Source organism: Pseudomonas sp. TE21394 (assembly GCF_054057835.1).
The window spans coordinates 1,730,100-1,751,401 of the sequence record NZ_JBSRZR010000001.1 but is presented as its reverse complement, the minus strand read 5'-3'; the positions used below and the strand labels follow the sequence as shown (position 1 = coordinate 1,751,401).

3 protein-coding genes are annotated in these 21,302 nt (G+C 60.4%); 1 reads left to right on the top strand and 2 read right to left on the bottom strand.

What is annotated here, in order from left to right; translation table 11 throughout:
- Positions 1 to 2 precede the first annotated feature (2 nt).
- Together ACVWZT_RS08100 and ACVWZT_RS08095 are read right to left on the bottom strand one after the other, a co-directional pair.
- Complete coding sequence (locus ACVWZT_RS08100) at positions 3 to 2,159, bottom strand: type I secretion system permease/ATPase (protein ID WP_296235059.1); 2,157 nt, start codon at positions 2,157 to 2,159, stop codon at positions 3 to 5.
- A gap of 397 nt (positions 2,160 to 2,556) precedes the next feature.
- Positions 2,557 to 2,856, bottom strand: a complete 300-nt coding sequence (locus ACVWZT_RS08095) for a hypothetical protein (RefSeq protein ID WP_457468875.1) — start codon at positions 2,854 to 2,856, stop codon at positions 2,557 to 2,559.
- 307 nt (positions 2,857 to 3,163) lie between these two features.
- Here ACVWZT_RS08095 and ACVWZT_RS08090 point away from each other — a divergent pair, with 307 nt between their 5' ends.
- Positions 3,164 to 21,253, top strand: a complete 18,090-nt coding sequence (locus ACVWZT_RS08090) for a retention module-containing protein (protein ID WP_457468873.1) — start codon at positions 3,164 to 3,166, stop codon at positions 21,251 to 21,253.
- Positions 21,254 to 21,302 lie beyond the last annotated feature (49 nt).

Below are 21,302 nucleotides of genomic sequence, written 5' to 3'. Positions count from 1 at the left end.
GCTTATGCAACACTGATCTGCCCCTTCTTCAACGCATCCATGACCGCGGCCTTAGGGCCGTCGGCAACAATCTGCCCGCGATCGATCACGATCAGTCGGTCTACCAGCGACAGCAGCGAGGCACGGTGCGTGACCAACAGCACGGTCTTGCCTTCCACCACTGCTTGCAGGCGTTGCTTGAGGCGTTCTTCACCGGTGTTGTCCATGGCGCTGGTCGGCTCGTCCAGCAGAAGGATCTGCGGGTTGAGCAGCAGGGCACGGGCAAGGGCGACGTTCTGCCGCTGGCCACCGGACAGGTTCTGTCCACGTTCACCTACCTGCAGTTCGTAACCGTCCGGGTGGAGCCGGGCGAATTCATGCACGCCCGCCAGCTCGGCGGCTTGCAGGATCAACTCGTCCTCGATGTAACGGGCGCCGCTGACCAGGTTGTCGCGCAAGGTGCCCGCCAGCAACTGGATGTCCTGCGGCACGTAGCCGATGTTGTGGCGCAGTTCGCTGACGTCGATCTGACGAATGTCCACGCCATCGACCAGCAGCGACCCGCCATCGGCCTCGTAGAGACCGACAATGAGCTTGGCCAGCGAGCTTTTGCCCGAGCCGCTGCGGCCAATGATGCCCACCTTCTCGCCGGGGCGGATGGTCAGGTTGATGTTCTTCAGGGCCTGGTTCTGCTGGTTCGGGTAGGTGAAGTCGACGCCGCGGAACTCGACGCTGCCCTGCAGCACCTTGCGGCTCAGCGGGCGCTCTTCGAAGTTGCGCTCTTGTGGCAGCTCCATCATGTGGTCGGTGGAGACCATGGTCACCTTGGCCTGCTGGTAGCGGGCGAGCAAGCCGTTGAGCTGGCCCAGCGGGCCGAGGGCACGGCCGCTGAGCATGTAGCAGGCCACCAGGCCGCCCATGCTGAGGTTGCCGTCGATGATCAGGTAAACGCCGACGCAGATCATCGCCACCCCTGCCAGTTGCTGGATCAGCAGGGTGATGTTCATCGCCAGGCTCGACAGTAATTTCACCCGCAATTCCAGGCGGCTGAGGGTGCCCAAGGTCTGCTCCCACAGGTACTGGCGTTCACTTTCGGCGTTGTTGACCTTGACCGCATCCAGGCCGGCCAGCGTCTCGATCAGGCTGGACTGGCGCTCCGAGGCCAGAGCCATGGTCCGCTCCATGGTCGCCATGAGGGGCCGCTGCAGGGCATAACCGATACCCAAGGCCAGTGGAAAGGCGATAATCGGGATCCATACCAGGTGCCCGCCAATGATGGCGATGACGACCAGAATGAGGATGGTGAACGGCAGGTCGATCAGGCTGGTAAGGGTCAGCGAGGCGAGAAAGTCGCGCAGGCCTTGGAACTCGTGGATGTTCTGGGCAAAGCTGCCGACTCTGGCCGGGCGGTACTTCATCGACATGCCGACGATACGTTCGAACAGCGTTGCCGAGATGATCAGGTCAGTCTTCTTGCCCGCCAGGTCCAGGCACAAGCCACGCAGTCCCTTGAGGATAAGGTCGAAGATGTAGGCGCCGGCGATACCGATGGCCAGTACCCAAAGGGTCGAAGTGGCCTGGTTGGGCACTACCCGGTCATACACGTTCATCACGAACAAGGGGGCCGCCAGGGCGATCAGGTTGATCACCAGGCTGGCGGCGATGGCATCGATGTATAGCCACTTGCTCCGCAGCAAGGTGTCACGGAACCACGATTTCGCTCGCGGGATGAGGTTACCGTGGTTGACGTCGAACTTGTGCTGCGGCTGGGCGAAGAACACCCGGCCACTGTAATCGCTCTGCAAGGCTTCGCGGCTGACATGCACCTCGCCACCATCGCTCTCGCTGAGCAGCAGACGTGCAGTGTCTTCGTTTTCCCAGCCCAGCAGGACGGCACTGCGGCCTTCCTTGAGCAGCAGCATGGCCGGCATGGCGATGCTCGGGATCTGCTCCAGCTTGCGCTGCAACAGGCGCCCCTGCAGCCCGGCTCTGGCGGCAGCTCGAGGCAGCAGCTCGGGGCTCAGGCGCTGGGCTGGCAGCGGCAGGCCGGTGGTGAGCATGACCCGGCTGGCGGGCTTTTGGTGCAGGACACACAGGCTCAGCAGACTATCCAGCAGCGGATCGTCATGCTGACTGCGTGGATCGTGGTTGAGTTGGACTCGACTGACTTCGGATTCCACGCGGCGCTCTCTTCATCCTTGTGGTGGGTGGGAAGGGTGATCGGCCGTTGAGGTCGGCTGGCTCACCTTGGCGTTTCAAATGCTGCTGCCAGGCAGCTTTATCGAGGGCTGCAGCATCTGTCGGCCGGGCAACCGGCCAATGGTCGCCTTGAATCGATATTGAGTAAACACTTCTACGGCCTTCATTCCTGCGCGACGATGCCTCATCGGAGTTGTTTCATTCTTGGAACAGTCAACGTAAAGCGAGGGCTGATTTCCAGCATAGCCTGCCATACAGTTGGCGTCAGCGATGCAACCGGATTCCTCCTTTATCGTTGCCATTAAACAGGCGCTGGCATGTTGACGGTTTTCGACAGCTAGTTAGTCAAAATTCATGTACTGAACCCGCTGCCTTTCATCAGGCCTGGTTGTGGCAATTCGCAATGCGTTCCCATGTTGAGCCCGCAGTATTTCTGCGGTTCTTTTTTATCTCTTTGATCTGACGCAAATCGTCGCGTCGGGTTACGCAGAGCCGCAGGTGAATGCCGAGCGAATTCCCCTGAAACCTTGATTCGGCTTGGCTTGCGGCGAGTATCAGGCCGGAATCGGCAAGGTTTATGCTTGTCCTCCCACCATGGTCGGGTGGGCAAAAGTCTTCCAGAATATTGGCGCCCCCTTCCAAGACAGTTGCCCGATGAACGGTTGGGCTGAACGCCATGTCGGTGTCTATCCAAGCATATGAAATAGCACTCGAAGCAGCCGTCGAACACGCTTTCGATGATGTGCGACAGTTGTTCTCGAGAAACGGTTGGCTAAGGTTCAAATATCAATGTGACATTACATTGCCGATTGTTTAGGATGGCATGTATAAGGTCAATAGTTTGGCAGTTGTACGCCCAAAAAACGTTATAGACGAAATATTGACGCATAAAAGCGTCAAGAGATTATCGACATAGTTCCGCCTGAAGTGGCTTGCGAATGCCGCTCTGGCAGGGAAGTACCCATCGGGTCACACGGAGAGTCCAATGAGCAGCGTTGTAGCCATCGTCAAAAGTATTGTCGGCCAGGTTATTGCGGTATCCCCAGAGGGCATCCGGCGTGTCTTGATCGAAGGGGACCGTCTGTTGGCGGGTGAGGAAGTTCTCACCGGCCCGGGTGGCGCGGTAACTCTGGAGCTGGCCGATGGCCGTCTGCTCGACCTGGGCCGCGACAGCCAGTGGAGCGCTGATGCGCCGGACAGCAGTGCTGACCTTAGCCAGGCGACTGCCCAGGCCGCCCCTTCGGTGGAAGAGCTACAACAAGCGATCGCTGCCGGTCTCGACCCGACTACCGCGCTCGAAGCGACTGCGGCTGGCCCATCGGCAGCGGGCGGTGGCGCGTTGGGCGGTGGCCACAGCTTCGTCATGCTCGAGGAAACCGCGGGCCGGGTTGACCCTACCGTCGGCTTCCAGACAGAAGGGCTGGGCTTCGCCGCCGTGCCTGGTGATGAAGATGTTGGCGCGCTGGACACAACCAGCAATGCCCTCGTGACTACCCCGACCACGGAAGCCAATGTCACTACTGGCCTGGTTCTTGGCGCTACCCCTTCAATCAGCGAAGCGGGTGGCGTTATCGTTTATACCGCCACGGTCGGTCAGGCGCCGACCAGCAACCTGGTTGTCACCCTGTCCAACGGTGCCGTGATCGTCATTCCCGCTGGGCAGACCAGTGGTAGCGTCAATGTGGTGGTGCCCGCGAGCGATACCCCATACATCGACGGTGGCCAGATTTCGGCGACAGTGACGGGTACCAGCGGAGGTAACGGGCTGACGGTGACCGTGCCGCAGACGCCAGCGGTTACCCAGATTACCGATACCATCGATACCACCACCGCGACCCTGACGGCCACGCCGTCGGTGACCGAAGGTGGCGTGATCACTTACACCGTGACCCTGAGCAATCCGGCTCAGACCCCGGTGACCGTGACCCTTTCCAACGGCCAGACCATTACCGTTGAAGCCGGCAAAACCCAGGGCAGCGTTGACTTCGAGACCCCGGCGAACGACGTCTACAACAACGGTTCAACCATCAGCACCACGATTACCGGTGCGACTGGTGGCAACTTCGAACAGCTGACGCCGAACCCGACCTCGGCCCAGACCACCATCAACGACTCGGTCGATGTCACCACCGCGACCCTGACGGCCACACCGTCGGTGACCGAAGGTGGCGTCATCACCTATACCGTGACCCTGAGCAATCCAGCTCAGACCCCGGTAACCGTGACCCTTTCCAACGGCCAGACCATTACCGTTGAAGCCGGCAAAACCCAGGGCAGCGTGGATTTCGAGACCCCGGCAAACGACGTCTATAACAACGGCTCGACTGTCAGCACCACGATTACCGGTGCGACCGGTGGCAACTTCGAACAACTGACCCCGAATCCAACTCCGGCTCAAACCACCATCAACGACTCGGTCGATGTCACCACTGCGACCCTGACGGCGACGCCGTCGGTAACCGAAGGTGGCGTGATCACTTACACCGTGACCCTGAGCAACCCGGCTCAGACCCCGGTGACCGTGACCCTGTCGAACGGCCAGACCATCACTGTTGAAGCCGGCAAGACCCAGGGCAGCGTTGATTTCGAGACCCCGGCGAACGATGTCTACAACAACGGTTCGACCATCAGCACCACGATTACCGGTGCGACCGGCGGCAACTTCGAACAGCTGACCCCGAACCCGACTCCGGCCCAGACCACCATCAACGACTCGGTCGATGTCACCACTGCGACCCTGACGGCCACGCCGTCGGTAACCGAAGGTGGCGTGATCACCTACACCGTGACCCTGAGCAACCCGGCTCAGACCCCGGTAACCGTGACCCTTTCCAACGGCCAGACCATTACCGTTGAAGCCGGCAAAACCCAGGGCAGCGTTGACTTCGAGACCCCGGCAAACGACGTCTATAACAACGGCTCGACTGTCAGCACCACGATTACCGGTGCGACGGGCGGCAACTTCGAACAGCTGACCCCGAACCCGACCCCGGCCCAGACCACGATCAACGACTCGGTCGATGTCACCACTGCGACCCTGACGGCCACGCCGTCGGTGACCGAAGGTGGCGTGATCACTTACACCGTGACCCTGAGCAACCCGGCTCAGACCCCGGTGACCGTGACCCTGTCGAACGGCCAGACCATCACTGTTGAAGCCGGCAAGACCCAGGGCAGCGTTGATTTCGAGACCCCGGCGAACGACGTCTACAACAACGGCTCGACCGTCAGTGTGACCATCGAGAACGCCACGGGCGGCAACTTCGAACAGCTGACCCCGAATCCAACTCCGGCTCAAACCACCATCAACGACTCGGTCGATGTCACCACTGCGACCCTGACGGCGACGCCGTCGGTAACCGAAGGTGGCGTGATCACTTACACCGTGACCCTGAGCAACCCGGCTCAGACCCCGGTGACCGTGACCCTGTCGAACGGCCAGACCATCACTGTTGAAGCCGGCAAGACCCAGGGCAGCGTGGATTTCGAGACCCCGGCGAACGATGTCTACAACAACGGCTCGACCGTCAGTGTGACCATCGAAAACGCCACGGGCGGCAACTTCGAACAGCTGACTCCGAATCCAACTCCGGCTCAAACCACCATCAACGACTCGGTCGATGTCACCACCGCGACCCTGACGGCCACACCGTCGGTGACCGAAGGTGGCGTCATCACCTATACCGTTACCCTGAGCAATCCGGCTCAGACCCCGGTAACCGTGACCCTTTCCAACGGCCAGACCATTACCGTTGAAGCCGGCAAAACCCAGGGCAGCGTGGATTTCGAGACCCCGGCAAACGACGTCTATAACAACGGCTCGACTGTCAGCACCACGATTACCGGTGCGACCGGTGGCAACTTCGAACAACTGACCCCGAATCCAACTCCGGCTCAAACCACCATCAACGACTCGGTCGATGTCACCACTGCGACCCTGACGGCGACGCCGTCGGTAACCGAAGGTGGCGTGATCACTTACACCGTGACCCTGAGCAACCCGGCTCAGACCCCGGTGACCGTGACCCTGTCGAACGGCCAGACCATCACTGTTGAAGCCGGCAAGACCCAGGGCAGCGTTGATTTCGAGACCCCGGCGAACGATGTCTACAACAACGGTTCGACCATCAGCACCACGATTACCGGTGCGACCGGCGGCAACTTCGAACAGCTGACCCCGAACCCGACTCCGGCCCAGACCACCATCAACGACTCGGTCGATGTCACCACTGCGACCCTGACGGCCACGCCGTCGGTAACCGAAGGTGGCGTGATCACCTACACCGTGACCCTGAGCAACCCGGCTCAGACCCCGGTAACCGTGACCCTTTCCAACGGCCAGACCATTACCGTTGAAGCCGGCAAAACCCAGGGCAGCGTTGACTTCGAGACCCCGGCAAACGACGTCTATAACAACGGCTCGACTGTCAGCACCACGATTACCGGTGCGACGGGCGGCAACTTCGAACAGCTGACCCCGAACCCGACCCCGGCCCAGACCACGATCAACGACTCGGTCGATGTCACCACTGCGACCCTGACGGCCACGCCGTCGGTGACCGAAGGTGGCGTGATCACTTACACCGTGACCCTGAGCAACCCGGCTCAGACCCCGGTGACCGTGACCCTGTCGAACGGCCAGACCATCACTGTTGAAGCCGGCAAGACCCAGGGCAGCGTTGATTTCGAGACCCCGGCGAACGACGTCTACAACAACGGCTCGACCGTCAGTGTGACCATCGAGAACGCCACGGGCGGCAACTTCGAACAGCTGACCCCGAACCCGACCCCGGCCCAGACCACGATCAACGACTCGGTCGATGTCACCACTGCGACCCTGACGGCCACGCCGTCGGTGACCGAAGGTGGCGTGATCACCTATACCGTGACCCTGAGCAATCCGGCTCAGACTCCGGTAACCGTGACTCTTTCGAACGGCCAGACCATCACTGTTGAAGCCGGCAAGACCCAGGGCAGCGTGGATTTCGAGACCCCGGCGAACGATGTCTACAACAACGGCTCGACCGTCAGTGTGACCATCGAAAACGCCACGGGCGGCAACTTCGAACAGCTGACTCCGAATCCAACTCCGGCTCAAACCACGATCAACGACTCGGTCGATGTCACCACCGCGACCCTGACGGCCACACCGTCGGTGACCGAAGGTGGCGTCATCACCTATACCGTGACCCTGAGCAATCCAGCTCAGACCCCGGTAACCGTGACCCTTTCCAACGGCCAGACCATTACCGTTGAAGCCGGCAAAACCCAGGGCAGCGTGGATTTCGAGACCCCGGCAAACGACGTCTATAACAACGGCTCGACTGTCAGCACCACGATTACCGGTGCGACCGGTGGCAACTTCGAACAACTGACCCCGAATCCAACTCCGGCTCAAACCACCATCAACGACTCGGTCGATGTCACCACTGCGACCCTGACGGCGACGCCGTCGGTAACCGAAGGTGGCGTGATCACTTACACCGTGACCCTGAGCAACCCGGCTCAGACCCCGGTGACCGTGACCCTGTCGAACGGCCAGACCATCACTGTTGAAGCCGGCAAGACCCAGGGCAGCGTTGATTTCGAGACCCCGGCGAACGATGTCTACAACAACGGTTCGACCATCAGCACCACGATTACCGGTGCGACCGGCGGCAACTTCGAACAGCTGACCCCGAACCCGACTCCGGCCCAGACCACCATCAACGACTCGGTCGATGTCACCACTGCGACCCTGACGGCCACGCCGTCGGTAACCGAAGGTGGCGTGATCACCTACACCGTGACCCTGAGCAACCCGGCTCAGACCCCGGTAACCGTGACCCTTTCCAACGGCCAGACCATTACCGTTGAAGCCGGCAAAACCCAGGGCAGCGTTGACTTCGAGACCCCGGCAAACGACGTCTATAACAACGGCTCGACTGTCAGCACCACGATTACCGGTGCGACGGGCGGCAACTTCGAACAGCTGACCCCGAACCCGACCCCGGCCCAGACCACGATCAACGACTCGGTCGATGTCACCACTGCGACCCTGACGGCCACGCCGTCGGTGACCGAAGGTGGCGTGATCACTTACACCGTGACCCTGAGCAACCCGGCTCAGACCCCGGTGACCGTGACCCTGTCGAACGGCCAGACCATCACTGTTGAAGCCGGCAAGACCCAGGGCAGCGTTGATTTCGAGACCCCGGCGAACGACGTCTACAACAACGGCTCGACCGTCAGTGTGACCATCGAGAACGCCACGGGCGGCAACTTCGAACAGCTGACCCCGAATCCAACTCCGGCTCAAACCACCATCAACGACTCGGTCGATGTCACCACTGCGACCCTGACGGCGACGCCGTCGGTAACCGAAGGTGGCGTGATCACTTACACCGTGACCCTGAGCAACCCGGCTCAGACCCCGGTGACCGTGACCCTGTCGAACGGCCAGACCATCACTGTTGAAGCCGGCAAGACCCAGGGCAGCGTGGATTTCGAGACCCCGGCGAACGATGTCTACAACAACGGCTCGACCGTCAGTGTGACCATCGAAAACGCCACGGGCGGCAACTTCGAACAGCTGACTCCGAATCCAACTCCGGCTCAAACCACCATCAACGACTCGGTCGATGTCACCACCGCGACCCTGACGGCCACACCGTCGGTGACCGAAGGTGGCGTCATCACCTATACCGTTACCCTGAGCAATCCGGCTCAGACCCCGGTAACCGTGACCCTTTCCAACGGCCAGACCATTACCGTTGAAGCCGGCAAAACCCAGGGCAGCGTGGATTTCGAGACCCCGGCAAACGACGTCTATAACAACGGCTCGACTGTCAGCACCACGATTACCGGTGCGACCGGTGGCAACTTCGAACAACTGACCCCGAATCCAACTCCGGCTCAAACCACCATCAACGACTCGGTCGATGTCACCACTGCGACCCTGACGGCGACGCCGTCGGTAACCGAAGGTGGCGTGATCACTTACACCGTGACCCTGAGCAACCCGGCTCAGACCCCGGTGACCGTGACCCTGTCGAACGGCCAGACCATCACTGTTGAAGCCGGCAAGACCCAGGGCAGCGTGGATTTCGAGACCCCGGCGAACGATGTCTACAACAACGGCTCGACTGTCAGTGTGACCATCGAAAACGCCACGGGCGGCAACTTCGAACAGCTGACTCCGAATCCAACTCCGGCTCAAACCACGATCAACGACTCGGTCGATGTCACCACCGCGACCCTGACGGCGACGCCGTCGGTAACCGAAGGTGGCGTGATCACTTACACCGTGACCCTGAGCAATCCGGCTCAGACTCCGGTAACCGTGACTCTTTCGAACGGCCAGACCATCACTGTTGAAGCCGGCAAGACCCAGGGCAGCGTGGATTTCGAGACCCCGGCAAACGACGTCTATAACAACGGCTCGACCGTCAGTGTGACCATCGAGAACGCCACGGGCGGCAACTTCGAACAGCTGACCCCGAACCCGACCCCGGCCCAGACCACGATCAACGACTCGGTCGATGTCACCACTGCGACCCTGACGGCCACGCCGTCGGTGACCGAAGGTGGCGTGATCACCTATACCGTGACCCTGAGCAATCCGGCTCAGACTCCGGTAACCGTGACTCTTTCGAACGGCCAGACCATCACCGTTGAAGCCGGCAAGACTCAGGGCAGCGTGGATTTCGAGACCCCGGCAAACGACGTCTATAACAACGGCTCGACCGTCAGTGTGACCATCGAGAACGCCACGGGTGGCAACTTCGAGCAGTTGACCCCAGACCCTACTCCAGCATCTACCGTCATCAATGACAGCGTCGATACTGTCACGGTGAGCATCGTCAGCAATGGCAACGTGACCGAAGACCAGCAGCCTTCCTTCACCGTGAAAGTAAGCCAGACGCTGGATCGGCCGTTGACTGTAACCCTGTCGAACGGCGACACCGTGACCATCGAGGCAGGTAAAACCGAGGTCGAGTACAAGACTCCAGCCCAGGGCGACGACGTCATCAAGGACGCCGGCTCTGTTACCCTGAGCGTCACTAATGCCACTGTTCCGGGTGCAACTTTCGAGAACCTGGCCTTGGGCGGCCCGGCTACCGTAGAGATCTCGGATACGATCAGTGAGGTCGTGGCCAAGCTGACCGCAACGCCGTCGGTGACCGAAGGCGGTGAAATCACTTACACCATCACGCTGACCAACAAAGACGGCTTGCCGATCAACAACCACTCGGAGCTGTACTTCAAGCTGACCGATGGTACTACCGTTGTCGTGGCAGCCAACAGCACCACGGGCTCGGCCACCGCAACCGCGCCGGATAACGTCTATGTCGGTGCCAACCAACCGGTGGTCAATGCCATCGAGGCGGTCAGCGGTGCGGATGTCTGGAAGTTCGAAAATCTGAATCTGGACCAGACTCCGGTCAGCACTTCCGTCACCGACGAGCCGGGTACCCCGGGCAACGAAGGCGACCTGGTCAAAGTTACCATCACAGCCGACCAGCCTTCGGTAGCCGAAAACGTCAAACCGACCTTCACCGTGCACCTCAATCAGGCGCTGGCCCACGACCTGGTCGTGACCCTGAGCAACAATGCCCAGGTCACCATCAAGGCAGGTGAAACCAGCGCAGCGTACGAGCATGCTGCGCAGGGCGATGACGTCTACAAGGACTCGGGCGAAGTCAGTCTGGGCATCAAGTCCGCTGTGGACGTTGATGGTCGTACCTTCGAGAACCTGCAACTGGGCGATGCGGCCAAGGTCCATGTCACCGACACCACTGACGAAGTCGTGGCCAAGCTGACCGCAACGCCGTCGGTGACCGAAGGCGGCGAGATCACCTACACGATTACGCTGACCAACAAAGATGGTCTGCCGATCAACAACCACTCGGAGCTGTACTTCAAGCTGACCGATGGTACTACCGTTGTCGTGGCAGCCAACAGCACCACGGGCTCGGCCACCGCAACCGCGCCGGATAACGTCTATGTCGGTGCCAACCAACCGGTGGTCAATGCCATCGAGGCGGTCAGCGGTGCGGATGTCTGGAAGTTCGAAAATCTGAATCTGGACCAGACTCCGGTCAGCACTTCCGTCACCGACGAGCCGGGTACCCCGGGCAACGAAGGCGACCTGGTCAAAGTTACCATCACCGCCGACCAGCCTTCGGTGGCCGAGAACGTCAAACCGACCTTCACCGTGCACATCAATCAGGCGCTCGCTCATGATCTGGTCGTGACCCTGAGCAACAACGCCCAGGTCACCATCAAGGCAGGGGAAACCAGCGCGGCGTACGAGCATGCTGCGCAGGGCGACGATGTCTACAAGGATTCGGGCGAAGTCAGTCTGGGCATCAAGTCGGCTGTGGATGTCGATGGCCGTACCTTCGAGAACCTGCAACTGGGCGATGCGGCCAAGGTCCAGGTCACCGATACCACTGATGAAGTGGTGGCCAAGCTGACTGCTACCCCTTCGGTTACCGAAGGCGGCGTAATCACCTACACCGTGACCCTGACCAACAAAGACGGCTTGCCGATCGACAAGCATTCGGCGTTGACCTTCACGCTGAACGATGGCACCACCATCACCGTCCCGGCGAACAGCACCACCGGCAGCACTACCGTCACTGCGCCAGACAACGTCTACGCAGGCGCCAACGACCCTGTGGTCAAGTCGATCGCATCGGTCAACGGCACCGACGCCGGCAAGTTCGAGCAGCTGACCCTGGACAAGACCCCGGTCAGCACCACCGTCACCGACGAACCGGGTACTCCGGGCAACGAAGGCGACCTGGTCAAAGTCACCATCACTGCCGACCAGCCTTCGGTGGCCGAGAACGTCAAACCGACCTTCACCGTGCACATCAACCAAGCGCTCGCTCATGATCTGGTCGTGACCCTGAGCAACAATGCCCAGGTCACCATCAAGGCAGGTGAAACCAGCGCGGCGTACGAGCATGCTGCACAGGGCGATGATGTCTACAAGGACTCGGGTGAACTCAGCCTGGGCATCAAGTCCGCTGTGGACGTTGATGGCCGCACCTTCGAGAACCTGCAACTGGGCGATGCGGCCAAGGTCCAGGTCACCGATACCACTGATGAAGTGGTGGCCAAGCTGACTGCTACCCCTTCGGTTACCGAAGGCGGCGAGATCACCTACACGATTACGCTGACCAACAAAGACGGTCTGCCGATCAACAACCACTCGGCACTGACCTTCACGCTGAGCGACGGAAAAACCATTACCGTGCCGGCTAATGGCACGACCGGTTCGGTCACGGTCACCGCTCCTGACAACGTCTACGCAGGCGCCAACGACCCTGTGGTCAAGTCGATCGCATCGGTCAACGGCACCGACGCCGGCAAGTTCGAGCAACTGACCCTGGACAAAACCCCGGTCAGCACCACGGTTACCGACGAGCCGGGTACGCCGGGCAATCCAGGTGGCAACAACGAAGGCGACCTGGTCAAAGTCACCATCACTGCCGACCAGCCTTCGGTGGCCGAGAACGTCAAACCGATCTTCACCGTGCACATCAACCAGGCGCTCGCTCATGATCTGGTCGTGACCCTGAGCAACAACGCCCAGGTCACCATCAAGGCAGGGGAAACCAGCGCGGCGTACGAGCACGCTGCGCAGGGCGATGACGTCTACAAGGATTCGGGTGAACTCAGCCTGGGCATCAAGTCCGCTGTGGACGTTGATGGCCGCACCTTCGAGAACCTGCAACTGGGCGATGCGGCCAAGGTCCAGGTCACCGATACCACTGATGAAGTGGTGGCCAAGCTGACTGCTACCCCTTCGGTTACCGAAGGCGGCGTAATCACCTACACCGTGACCCTGACCAACAAAGACGGCTTGCCGATCGACAAGCACGGCGCGTTGACCTTCACGCTGAACGATGGCACCACCATCACCGTCCCGGCGAACAGCACCACCGGCAGCACTACCGTCACTGCGCCAGACAACGTCTACGCAGGCGCCAACGACCCTGTGGTCAAGTCGATCGCATCGGTCAACGGCACCGACGCCGGCAAGTTCGAGCAACTGACCCTGGACAAAACCCCGGTCAGCACCACGGTTACCGACGAGCCGGGTACGCCGGGCAATCCAGGTGGCAACAACGAAGGCGACCTGGTCAAGGTCACCATCACTGCCGACCAGCCTTCGGTGGCCGAGAACGTCAAACCGACCTTCACCGTGCACATCAATCAGGCGCTGGCCCACGACCTGGTCGTGACCCTGAGCAACAACGCCCAGGTCACCATCAAGGCAGGTGAAACCAGCGCGGCGTACGAGCATGCTGCACAGGGCGATGATGTCTACAAGGATTCGGGTGAACTCAGCCTGGGCATCAAGTCAGCTGTAGATGTCGATGGCCGTACCTTCGAGAACCTGCAACTGGGCGATGCGGCCAAGGTCCAGGTCACCGATACCACTGACGAAGTGGTGGCAAAACTGACCGCAACGCCGTCGGTGACCGAAGGCGGCGAGATCACCTACACGATTACGCTGACCAACAAAGACGGTCTGCCGATCAACAACCACTCGGCACTGACCTTCACGCTGAACGATGGCACCACCATCACCGTCCCGGCGAACAGCACCACCGGCAGCACTACCGTCACTGCGCCAGACAACGTCTACGCAGGTGCCAACGACCCTGTGGTCAAGTCGATCGCATCGGTCAGCGGCGACGATGCCGGCAAGTTCGAGCAGCTGACCCTGGACAAGACCCCGGTCAGCACCACCGTCACCGACGAACCGGGTACTCCGGGCAACGAAGGCGACCTGGTCAAAGTCACCATCACTGCCGACCAGCCTTCGGTGGCCGAGAACGTCAAACCGACCTTCACCGTGCACATCAACCAAGCGCTCGCTCATGATCTGGTCGTGACCCTGAGCAACAACGCCCAGGTCACCATCAAGGCAGGGGAAACCAGCGCAGCCTATGAGCACGCTGCACAGGGCGATGATGTCTACAAGGACTCGGGTGAACTCAGCCTGGGCATCAAGTCGGCTGTGGACGTTGATGGCCGTACCTTCGAGAACCTGCAACTGGGCGATGCGGCCAAGGTCCAGGTCACCGATACCACTGACGAAGTGGTGGCAAAACTGACCGCGACGCCGTCGGTGACCGAAGGCGGCGAGATCACCTACACGATTACGCTGACCAACAAAGACGGTCTGCCGATCAACAACCACTCGGCACTGACCTTCACGCTGAGCGACGGAAAAACCATTACCGTGCCGGCTAATGGCACGACCGGTTCGGTCACGGTCACCGCTCCTGACAACGTCTACGCAGGCGCCAACGACCCTGTGGTCAAGTCGATCGCATCGGTCAGCGGCGACGATGCCGGCAAGTTCGAGCAGCTGACCCTGGACAAGACCCCGGTCAGCACCACCGTCACTGATGAGCCGGGTACTCCGGGCAACGAAGGCGACCTGGTCAAAGTCACCATCACTGCCGACCAGCCTTCGGTGGCCGAGAACGTCAAACCGACCTTCACCGTGCACATCAACCAAGCGCTCGCTCATGATCTGGTCGTGACCCTGAGCAACAACGCCCAGGTCACCATCAAGGCAGGGGAAACCAGCGCGGCGTACGAGCATGCTGCGCAGGGCGATGATGTCTACAAGGACTCGGGCGAAGTGAGCCTGGGCATCAAGTCGGCTGTGGACGTTGATGGCCGTACCTTCGAGAACCTGCAACTGGGCGATGCGGCCAAGGTTCAGGTCACCGATACCACTGACGAAGTGGTGGCAAAACTGACCGCGACGCCGTCGGTGACCGAAGGCGGCGAGATCACCTACACGATTACGCTGACCAACAAAGATGGTCTGCCGATCAACAACCACTCGGCACTGACCTTCACGCTGAGCGACGGAAAAACCATTACCGTGCCGGCTAATGGCACGACCGGTTCGGTCACGGTCACCGCTCCTGACAACGTCTACGCAGGTGCCAACGACCCTGTGGTCAAGTCGATCGCATCGGTCAGCGGCGACGATGCCGGCAAGTTCGAGCAACTGACCCTGGACAAAACCCCGGTCAGCACCACCGTCACCGACGAACCGGGTACTCCGGGCAATCCAGGTGGCAACAACGAAGGCGACCTGGTCAAAGTCACCATCACTGCCGACCAGCCTTCGGTGGCCGAGAACGTCAAACCGACCTTCACCGTGCACATCAACCAAGCGCTCGCTCATGATCTGGTCGTGACCCTGAGCAACAACGCCCAGGTCACCATCAAGGCAGGGGAAACCAGCGCGGCGTACGAGCATGCTGCGCAGGGCGATGATGTCTACAAGGACTCGGGCGAAGTGAGCCTGGGCATCAAGTCGGCTGTGGACGTTGATGGCCGTACCTTCGAGAACCTGCAACTGGGCGATGCGGCCAAGGTTCAGGTCACCGATACCACTGACGAAGTGGTGGCAAAACTGACCGCGACGCCGTCGGTGACCGAAGGCGGCGAGATCACCTACACGATTACGCTGACCAACAAAGATGGTCTGCCGATCAACAACCACTCGGCACTGACCTTCACGCTGAGCGACGGAAAAACCATTACCGTGCCGGCTAATGGCACGACCGGTTCGGTCACGGTCACCGCTCCTGACAACGTCTACGCAGGTGCCAACGACCCTGTGGTCAAGTCGATCGCATCGGTCAGCGGCGACGATGCCGGCAAGTTCGAGCAACTGACCCTGGACAAAACCCCGGTCAGCACCACCGTCACCGACGAACCGGGTACTCCGGGCAATCCAGGTGGCAACAACGAAGGCGACCTGGTCAAAGTCACCATCACTGCCGACCAGCCTTCGGTGGCCGAGAACGTCAAACCGACCTTCACCGTGCACATCAATCAGGCGCTGGCCCACGACCTGGTCGTGACCCTGAGCAACAACGCCCAGGTCACCATCAAGGCGGGTGAAACCAGCGCGGCGTACGAGCATGCTGCGCAGGGCGACGATGTCTACAAGGATTCGGGTGAACTCAGCCTGGGCATCAAGTCCGCTGTGGACGTTGATGGCCGTACCTTCGAGAACCTGCAACTGGGCGATGCGGCCAAGGTTCAGGTCACCGATACCACTGACGAAGTGGTGGCAAAACTGACCGCGACGCCGTCGGTGACCGAAGGCGGCGAGATCACCTACACGATTACGCTGACCAACAAAGATGGTCTGCCGATCAACAACCACTCGGCACTGACCTTCACGCTGAGCGACGGAAAAACCATTACCGTGCCGGCTAATGGCACGACCGGTTCGGTCACGGTCACCGCTCCTGACAACGTCTACGCAGGTGCCAACGACCCTGTGGTCAAGTCGATCGCATCGGTCAGCGGCGACGATGCCGGCAAGTTCGAGCAACTGACCCTGGACAAAACCCCGGTCAGCACCACCGTCACCGACGAACCGGGTACTCCGGGCAATCCAGGTGGCAACAACGAAGGCGACCTGGTCAAAGTCACCATCACTGCCGACCAGCCTTCGGTGGCCGAGAACGTCAAACCGACCTTCACCGTGCACATCAATCAGGCGCTGGCCCACGACCTGGTCGTGACCCTGAGCAACAACGCCCAGGTCACCATCAAGGCGGGTGAAACCAGCGCGGCGTACGAGCATGCTGCGCAGGGCGACGATGTCTACAAGGATTCGGGTGAACTCAGCCTGGGCATCAAGTCCGCTGTGGACGTTGATGGCCGTACCTTCGAGAACCTGCAACTGGGCGATGCGGCCAAGGTTCAGGTCACCGATACCACTGATGAAGTGGTGGCCAAGCTGACTGCTACCCCTTCGGTTACCGAAGGCGGCGTAATCACCTACACCGTGACCCTGACCAACAAAGACGGCTTGCCGATCGACAAGCACAGCGCGTTGACCTTCACCCTGAACGATGGCACCACCATCACCGTCCCGGCGAACAGCACCACCGGCAGCACTACCGTCACTGCGCCAGACAACGTCTACGCAGGCGCCAACGACCCTGTGGTCAAGTCGATCGCATCGGTCAGCGGCACCGACGCCGGCAAGTTCGAGCAGCTGACCCTGGACAAGACCCCGGTCAGCACCACCGTCACCGACGAACCGGGTACTCCGGGCAACGAAGGCGACCTGGTCAAAGTCACCATCACTGCCGACCAGCCTTCGGTGGCCGAGAACGTCAAACCGACCTTCACCGTGCACATCAACCAGGCGCTCGCTCATGATCTGGTCGTGACCCTGAGCAACAACGCCCAGGTCACCATCAAGGCAGGGGAAACCAGCGCAGCCTATGAGCACGCTGCACAGGGCGATGATGTCTACAAGGACTCGGGTGAACTCAGCCTGGGCATCAAGTCCGCTGTGGACGTTGATGGCCGTACCTTCGAGAACCTGCAACTGGGCGATGCGGCCAAGGTCCAGGTCACCGATACCACTGACCAAGTGGTGGCCAAGCTGACTGCTACCCCTTCGGTTACCGAAGGCGGCGTAATCACCTACACCGTGACCCTGACCAACAAAGACGGCTTGCCGATCGACAAGCACAGCGCGTTGACCTTCACCCTGAACGATGGCACCACCATCACCGTCCCGGCGAACAGCACCACTGGCAGCACTACCGTCATTGCGCCGGACAACGTCTACGCAGGCGCCAACGACCCTGTGGTCAAGTCGATCGCATCGGTCAGCGGCGACGATGCCGGCAAGTTCGAGCAGCTGACCCTGGACAAGACCCCGGTCAGCACCACCGTCACTGATGAACCAGGCAGCGGCCAGGGAGATGTCACCACGGTCGGCATCAGCGGTAGCACCTCGCTGACCGAAGGTGAAACTGGCCACTACACGCTGGCCCTGAGCAACCCGTCGAAGTCTGAGGTCACCATCACCCTCAGCTACAGCGGCACCGCCAAGAATGGCGAGGACTTCACCGGTGTCACCACTGTGAAGATCCCGGCCAACAGCACCGGCACCACATTCGACATCGCGACCATCAACGACAAGCTTGTCGAGGGTACCGAGAACTTCACCGTGAAGATCGAAAACGCCACCGGTGGCGGTTTCGAGAACCTGAAGGTCGACAGCGGCAATGCCAGCGTGACCACTTCCATCCTGGACAATGACCACCTGCCGGTTTCGCCTGGCGGTGCAGTGTTTGGCGTGGAAGACACCGCCTACGTGTTTGCCTGGAGTGATTTCAAGGTCACCGATGCCGATGCCAATACCGGCTTGTCCGTGACTATTACCTCGCTGCCGGCCGCCGGTACCCTGCAGTTCTTCAACGGTACAACATGGGTGAACGTGGCCGTTGGCCAAGTGGTCAGCCAGGCTGACATCACTGCCAGCAACCTCAAGTTCGTGCCGGCCCTCAACCAGTCGGGTACGGATAACTACGGTGGTAATGGCGTAGGTAACCAGCAGGCCGACTACGCGCAGTTCAAGTTCAAGCCGAACGATGGCACCAACCTGGGCAGTGAAGTGACCATGAAGGTCGATATCAGCCCGGTGGCCGACAAACCGACCCTGAGCTTCGGCAGCGCCGAGATCGCGTCCAAAGGCCTGACCAAGGAAGTGTGGACCAGCCTCAAAGGGCTGGGTACCGACGGTAACGGCATTACTGGCGACTCGCTGAAGACAGTCTTTGCCAACTCGGGCAATGCCAACGCCAGCAGCACCACCACCAATGTGCAGTCCGATGGCAGCGTCAGCGCTGGCACCGGCTCGAAGACGTCGGGCCTGATCTATCTGGAAGCCGGCAAGACCTACAATTTCAGCGGGACCGCCGACGACAGCTTCGTGGTCACCATCGGTGGCAAGACCGTGGTCACGGCCACCTGGGGCGCGGGTGGCCAGGTTTCGGGCAGCTTCACGCCGAACTCCAGCGGTTACTACCCGATCGAGGTCTATCATGCCAACCAGAGCGGGCCAGGCAGCTATGACCTGAACATCCAGATCGGCTCGGGTGCTGTCACCGACCTGAGCAGCTCGAACATCAAGATGTACCAGAACGTGACCGAGATGGCCAACGCCGGCCTGGGCGTGTCCGACCTGCACACCGTCAATGGCCAGAGCTATTACGACGGCTACAAGCTCAATGAAGGGCCGGAAGGTGGTTCGGTGAAACTGGTCGGTATCTCGACCGCGCTGACCGATACCGACGGTTCCGAAAGTCTGAACGTGTCCCTCAGCGGCATTCCGAAAGGCACCGTGCTGAGCGATGGCGCAGGCCACACTGTCACGGTCGGTACGGGCCCCGTAGACGTGACCGGCTGGAAACTCAGTAGCTTGACGCTGACTCCGCCGGCCTACTTCAAAGGCTCGTTCGACATCACGGTCACTTCGGTCGCGACCGAAAGCGTCGGCGGTTCGGCTGTCACCACCGGCAATATTCCGGTGACCGTATACGCTGCGACCTACAAAGCCAACGTGGGTACTTCGGGCAACGATGCGATGACCGGCAGCGAAGGCAACGACATCATGGTTGCTGACGTATCCGGCCTGAACGTGGTTCAAGGCAAGAACTACAACATTGCCTTCATCGTCGACAGCTCGGGCAGCATGAGCGACAAGTCGCTTTCCGATGCAAAGACCCAGCTCGCCTCGGTGTTCAATACGCTCAAAGCCAGCCTGGGTTCGGACACCTCGGGCACGGTCAACATCTTCCTGGTCGACTTCGACACCCAGGTCAAGCAGAACGTGGCGGTCAACCTTGCCGACCCGAATGCCTTGAGCAAGCTGCAGTCCGTACTGAACTCCATGTCGAGCGGTGGTGGTACCAACTACGAAGACGTGTTCAAGGCAACGGCCAACTTCTTCAAGAGCACCATGGCCAGCGGTAACACCAATGCCGAGAACCTGACCTACTTCATCACCGACGGCAAGCCGACCTACTACCAGAGCGGGGAGAGCACCAACCCGCGGCTGTGGACCAACGGCAAGTACCTGGACGACGTGGTCAACGTCAACAACTACAAACTTGGCGACACTTTCAGCGTTTGGGCAGACGCCACTCACAAAGTCGAGATCAGCAGCAGTGGCTCGGTCAAGGTGCTGACCTACAGCGAGAACAAACGGGGTGAATTGGTGCTGCAGTCCACCAACACCGTCGGAACCTTGCATGCCCAGGGCGATGGCACCTACGAGTTCTCCAGCCTTGACGGTTCTGGCTACGGTGAGTATTGGAACTACCAGGAGTCGGCAGCAGGCACTACCGCCAGCTTCAACCTGCTTGGCGGCACCAACGGCGTGAGCAAAGTGCAGGCCATTGGCTTGAACAGCGATGTCACGCTGAACGATCTGAAACCGTACGACTCTGCTGGCAAACCTCAAGCAGGCATTGACCCATCCGACTTGGCCAAGGCGATTCTCGGCCATTCCGAGGCGACCTTGCCAGGCGCTGACAGCATTGATGGCGGCAACGGCAACGACATCATCTTCGGCGACCTGATTACCTTCAACGGTGTAGTCAGCGAGGGCTACCAGGCGCTGCAGACATATGTGGCGCAGAAGAGCGGTGTCGAAGCCGGTGCAGTCACCACCAGCAATGTCCACCAGTACATTACCGAGCACTACAACGAGTTCGATATCTCCGGTGCCAACGACGGCCACGACCTCCTGTCCGGCGGCAATGGCAATGACATCCTCTTTGGCCAAGGCGGTAACGACACGCTGGATGGTGGCAAAGGTAACGACATCCTGCTGGGCGGTACCGGCAACGACACCCTCATCGGTGGCCAGGGTAACGATATCCTGATCGGCGGAAGCGGTGCCGACACCTTTGTGTGGAAGGCTGGTGACATCGGCAACGATGTGATCAAGGACTTCAAGGTGGCCGAGGGCGACCGGATCGACCTGAAGGACCTGCTCCAGGGCGAGAAGGGCAGCACCATCGACAACTACCTGAAGCTAACCACGGTGGAAGGCACGACGACGCTGCAGGTCAGTAGCGAAGGCAAGCTGAACGCCGAAGGTGGTATCGCCAATGCCGACGTCACCATCAAGCTGGAAGGGGTGAACTGGTCCAACACCACGATCAACTCGTTGATCAGCGGTGCTGACCCGACCATCATCATTCACAACAAGGACAGCTGATAGCGACGAACCGGCTAGTGTGCTCGCCATAGAAGCGTCCTTGTGTCGC

What these genes read in the sequence shown, in the direction of transcription:
- ACVWZT_RS08090 (WP_457468873.1), top strand. Translation starts at nt 3,164, where the DNA reads ATGAGCAGCGTTGTAGCCATCGTCAAAAGTATTGTCGGCCAGGTTATT.
- ACVWZT_RS08095 (WP_457468875.1), bottom strand. Translation starts at nt 2,856, where the DNA reads ATGGCGTTCAGCCCAACCGTTCATCGGGCAACTGTCTTGGAAGGGGGC.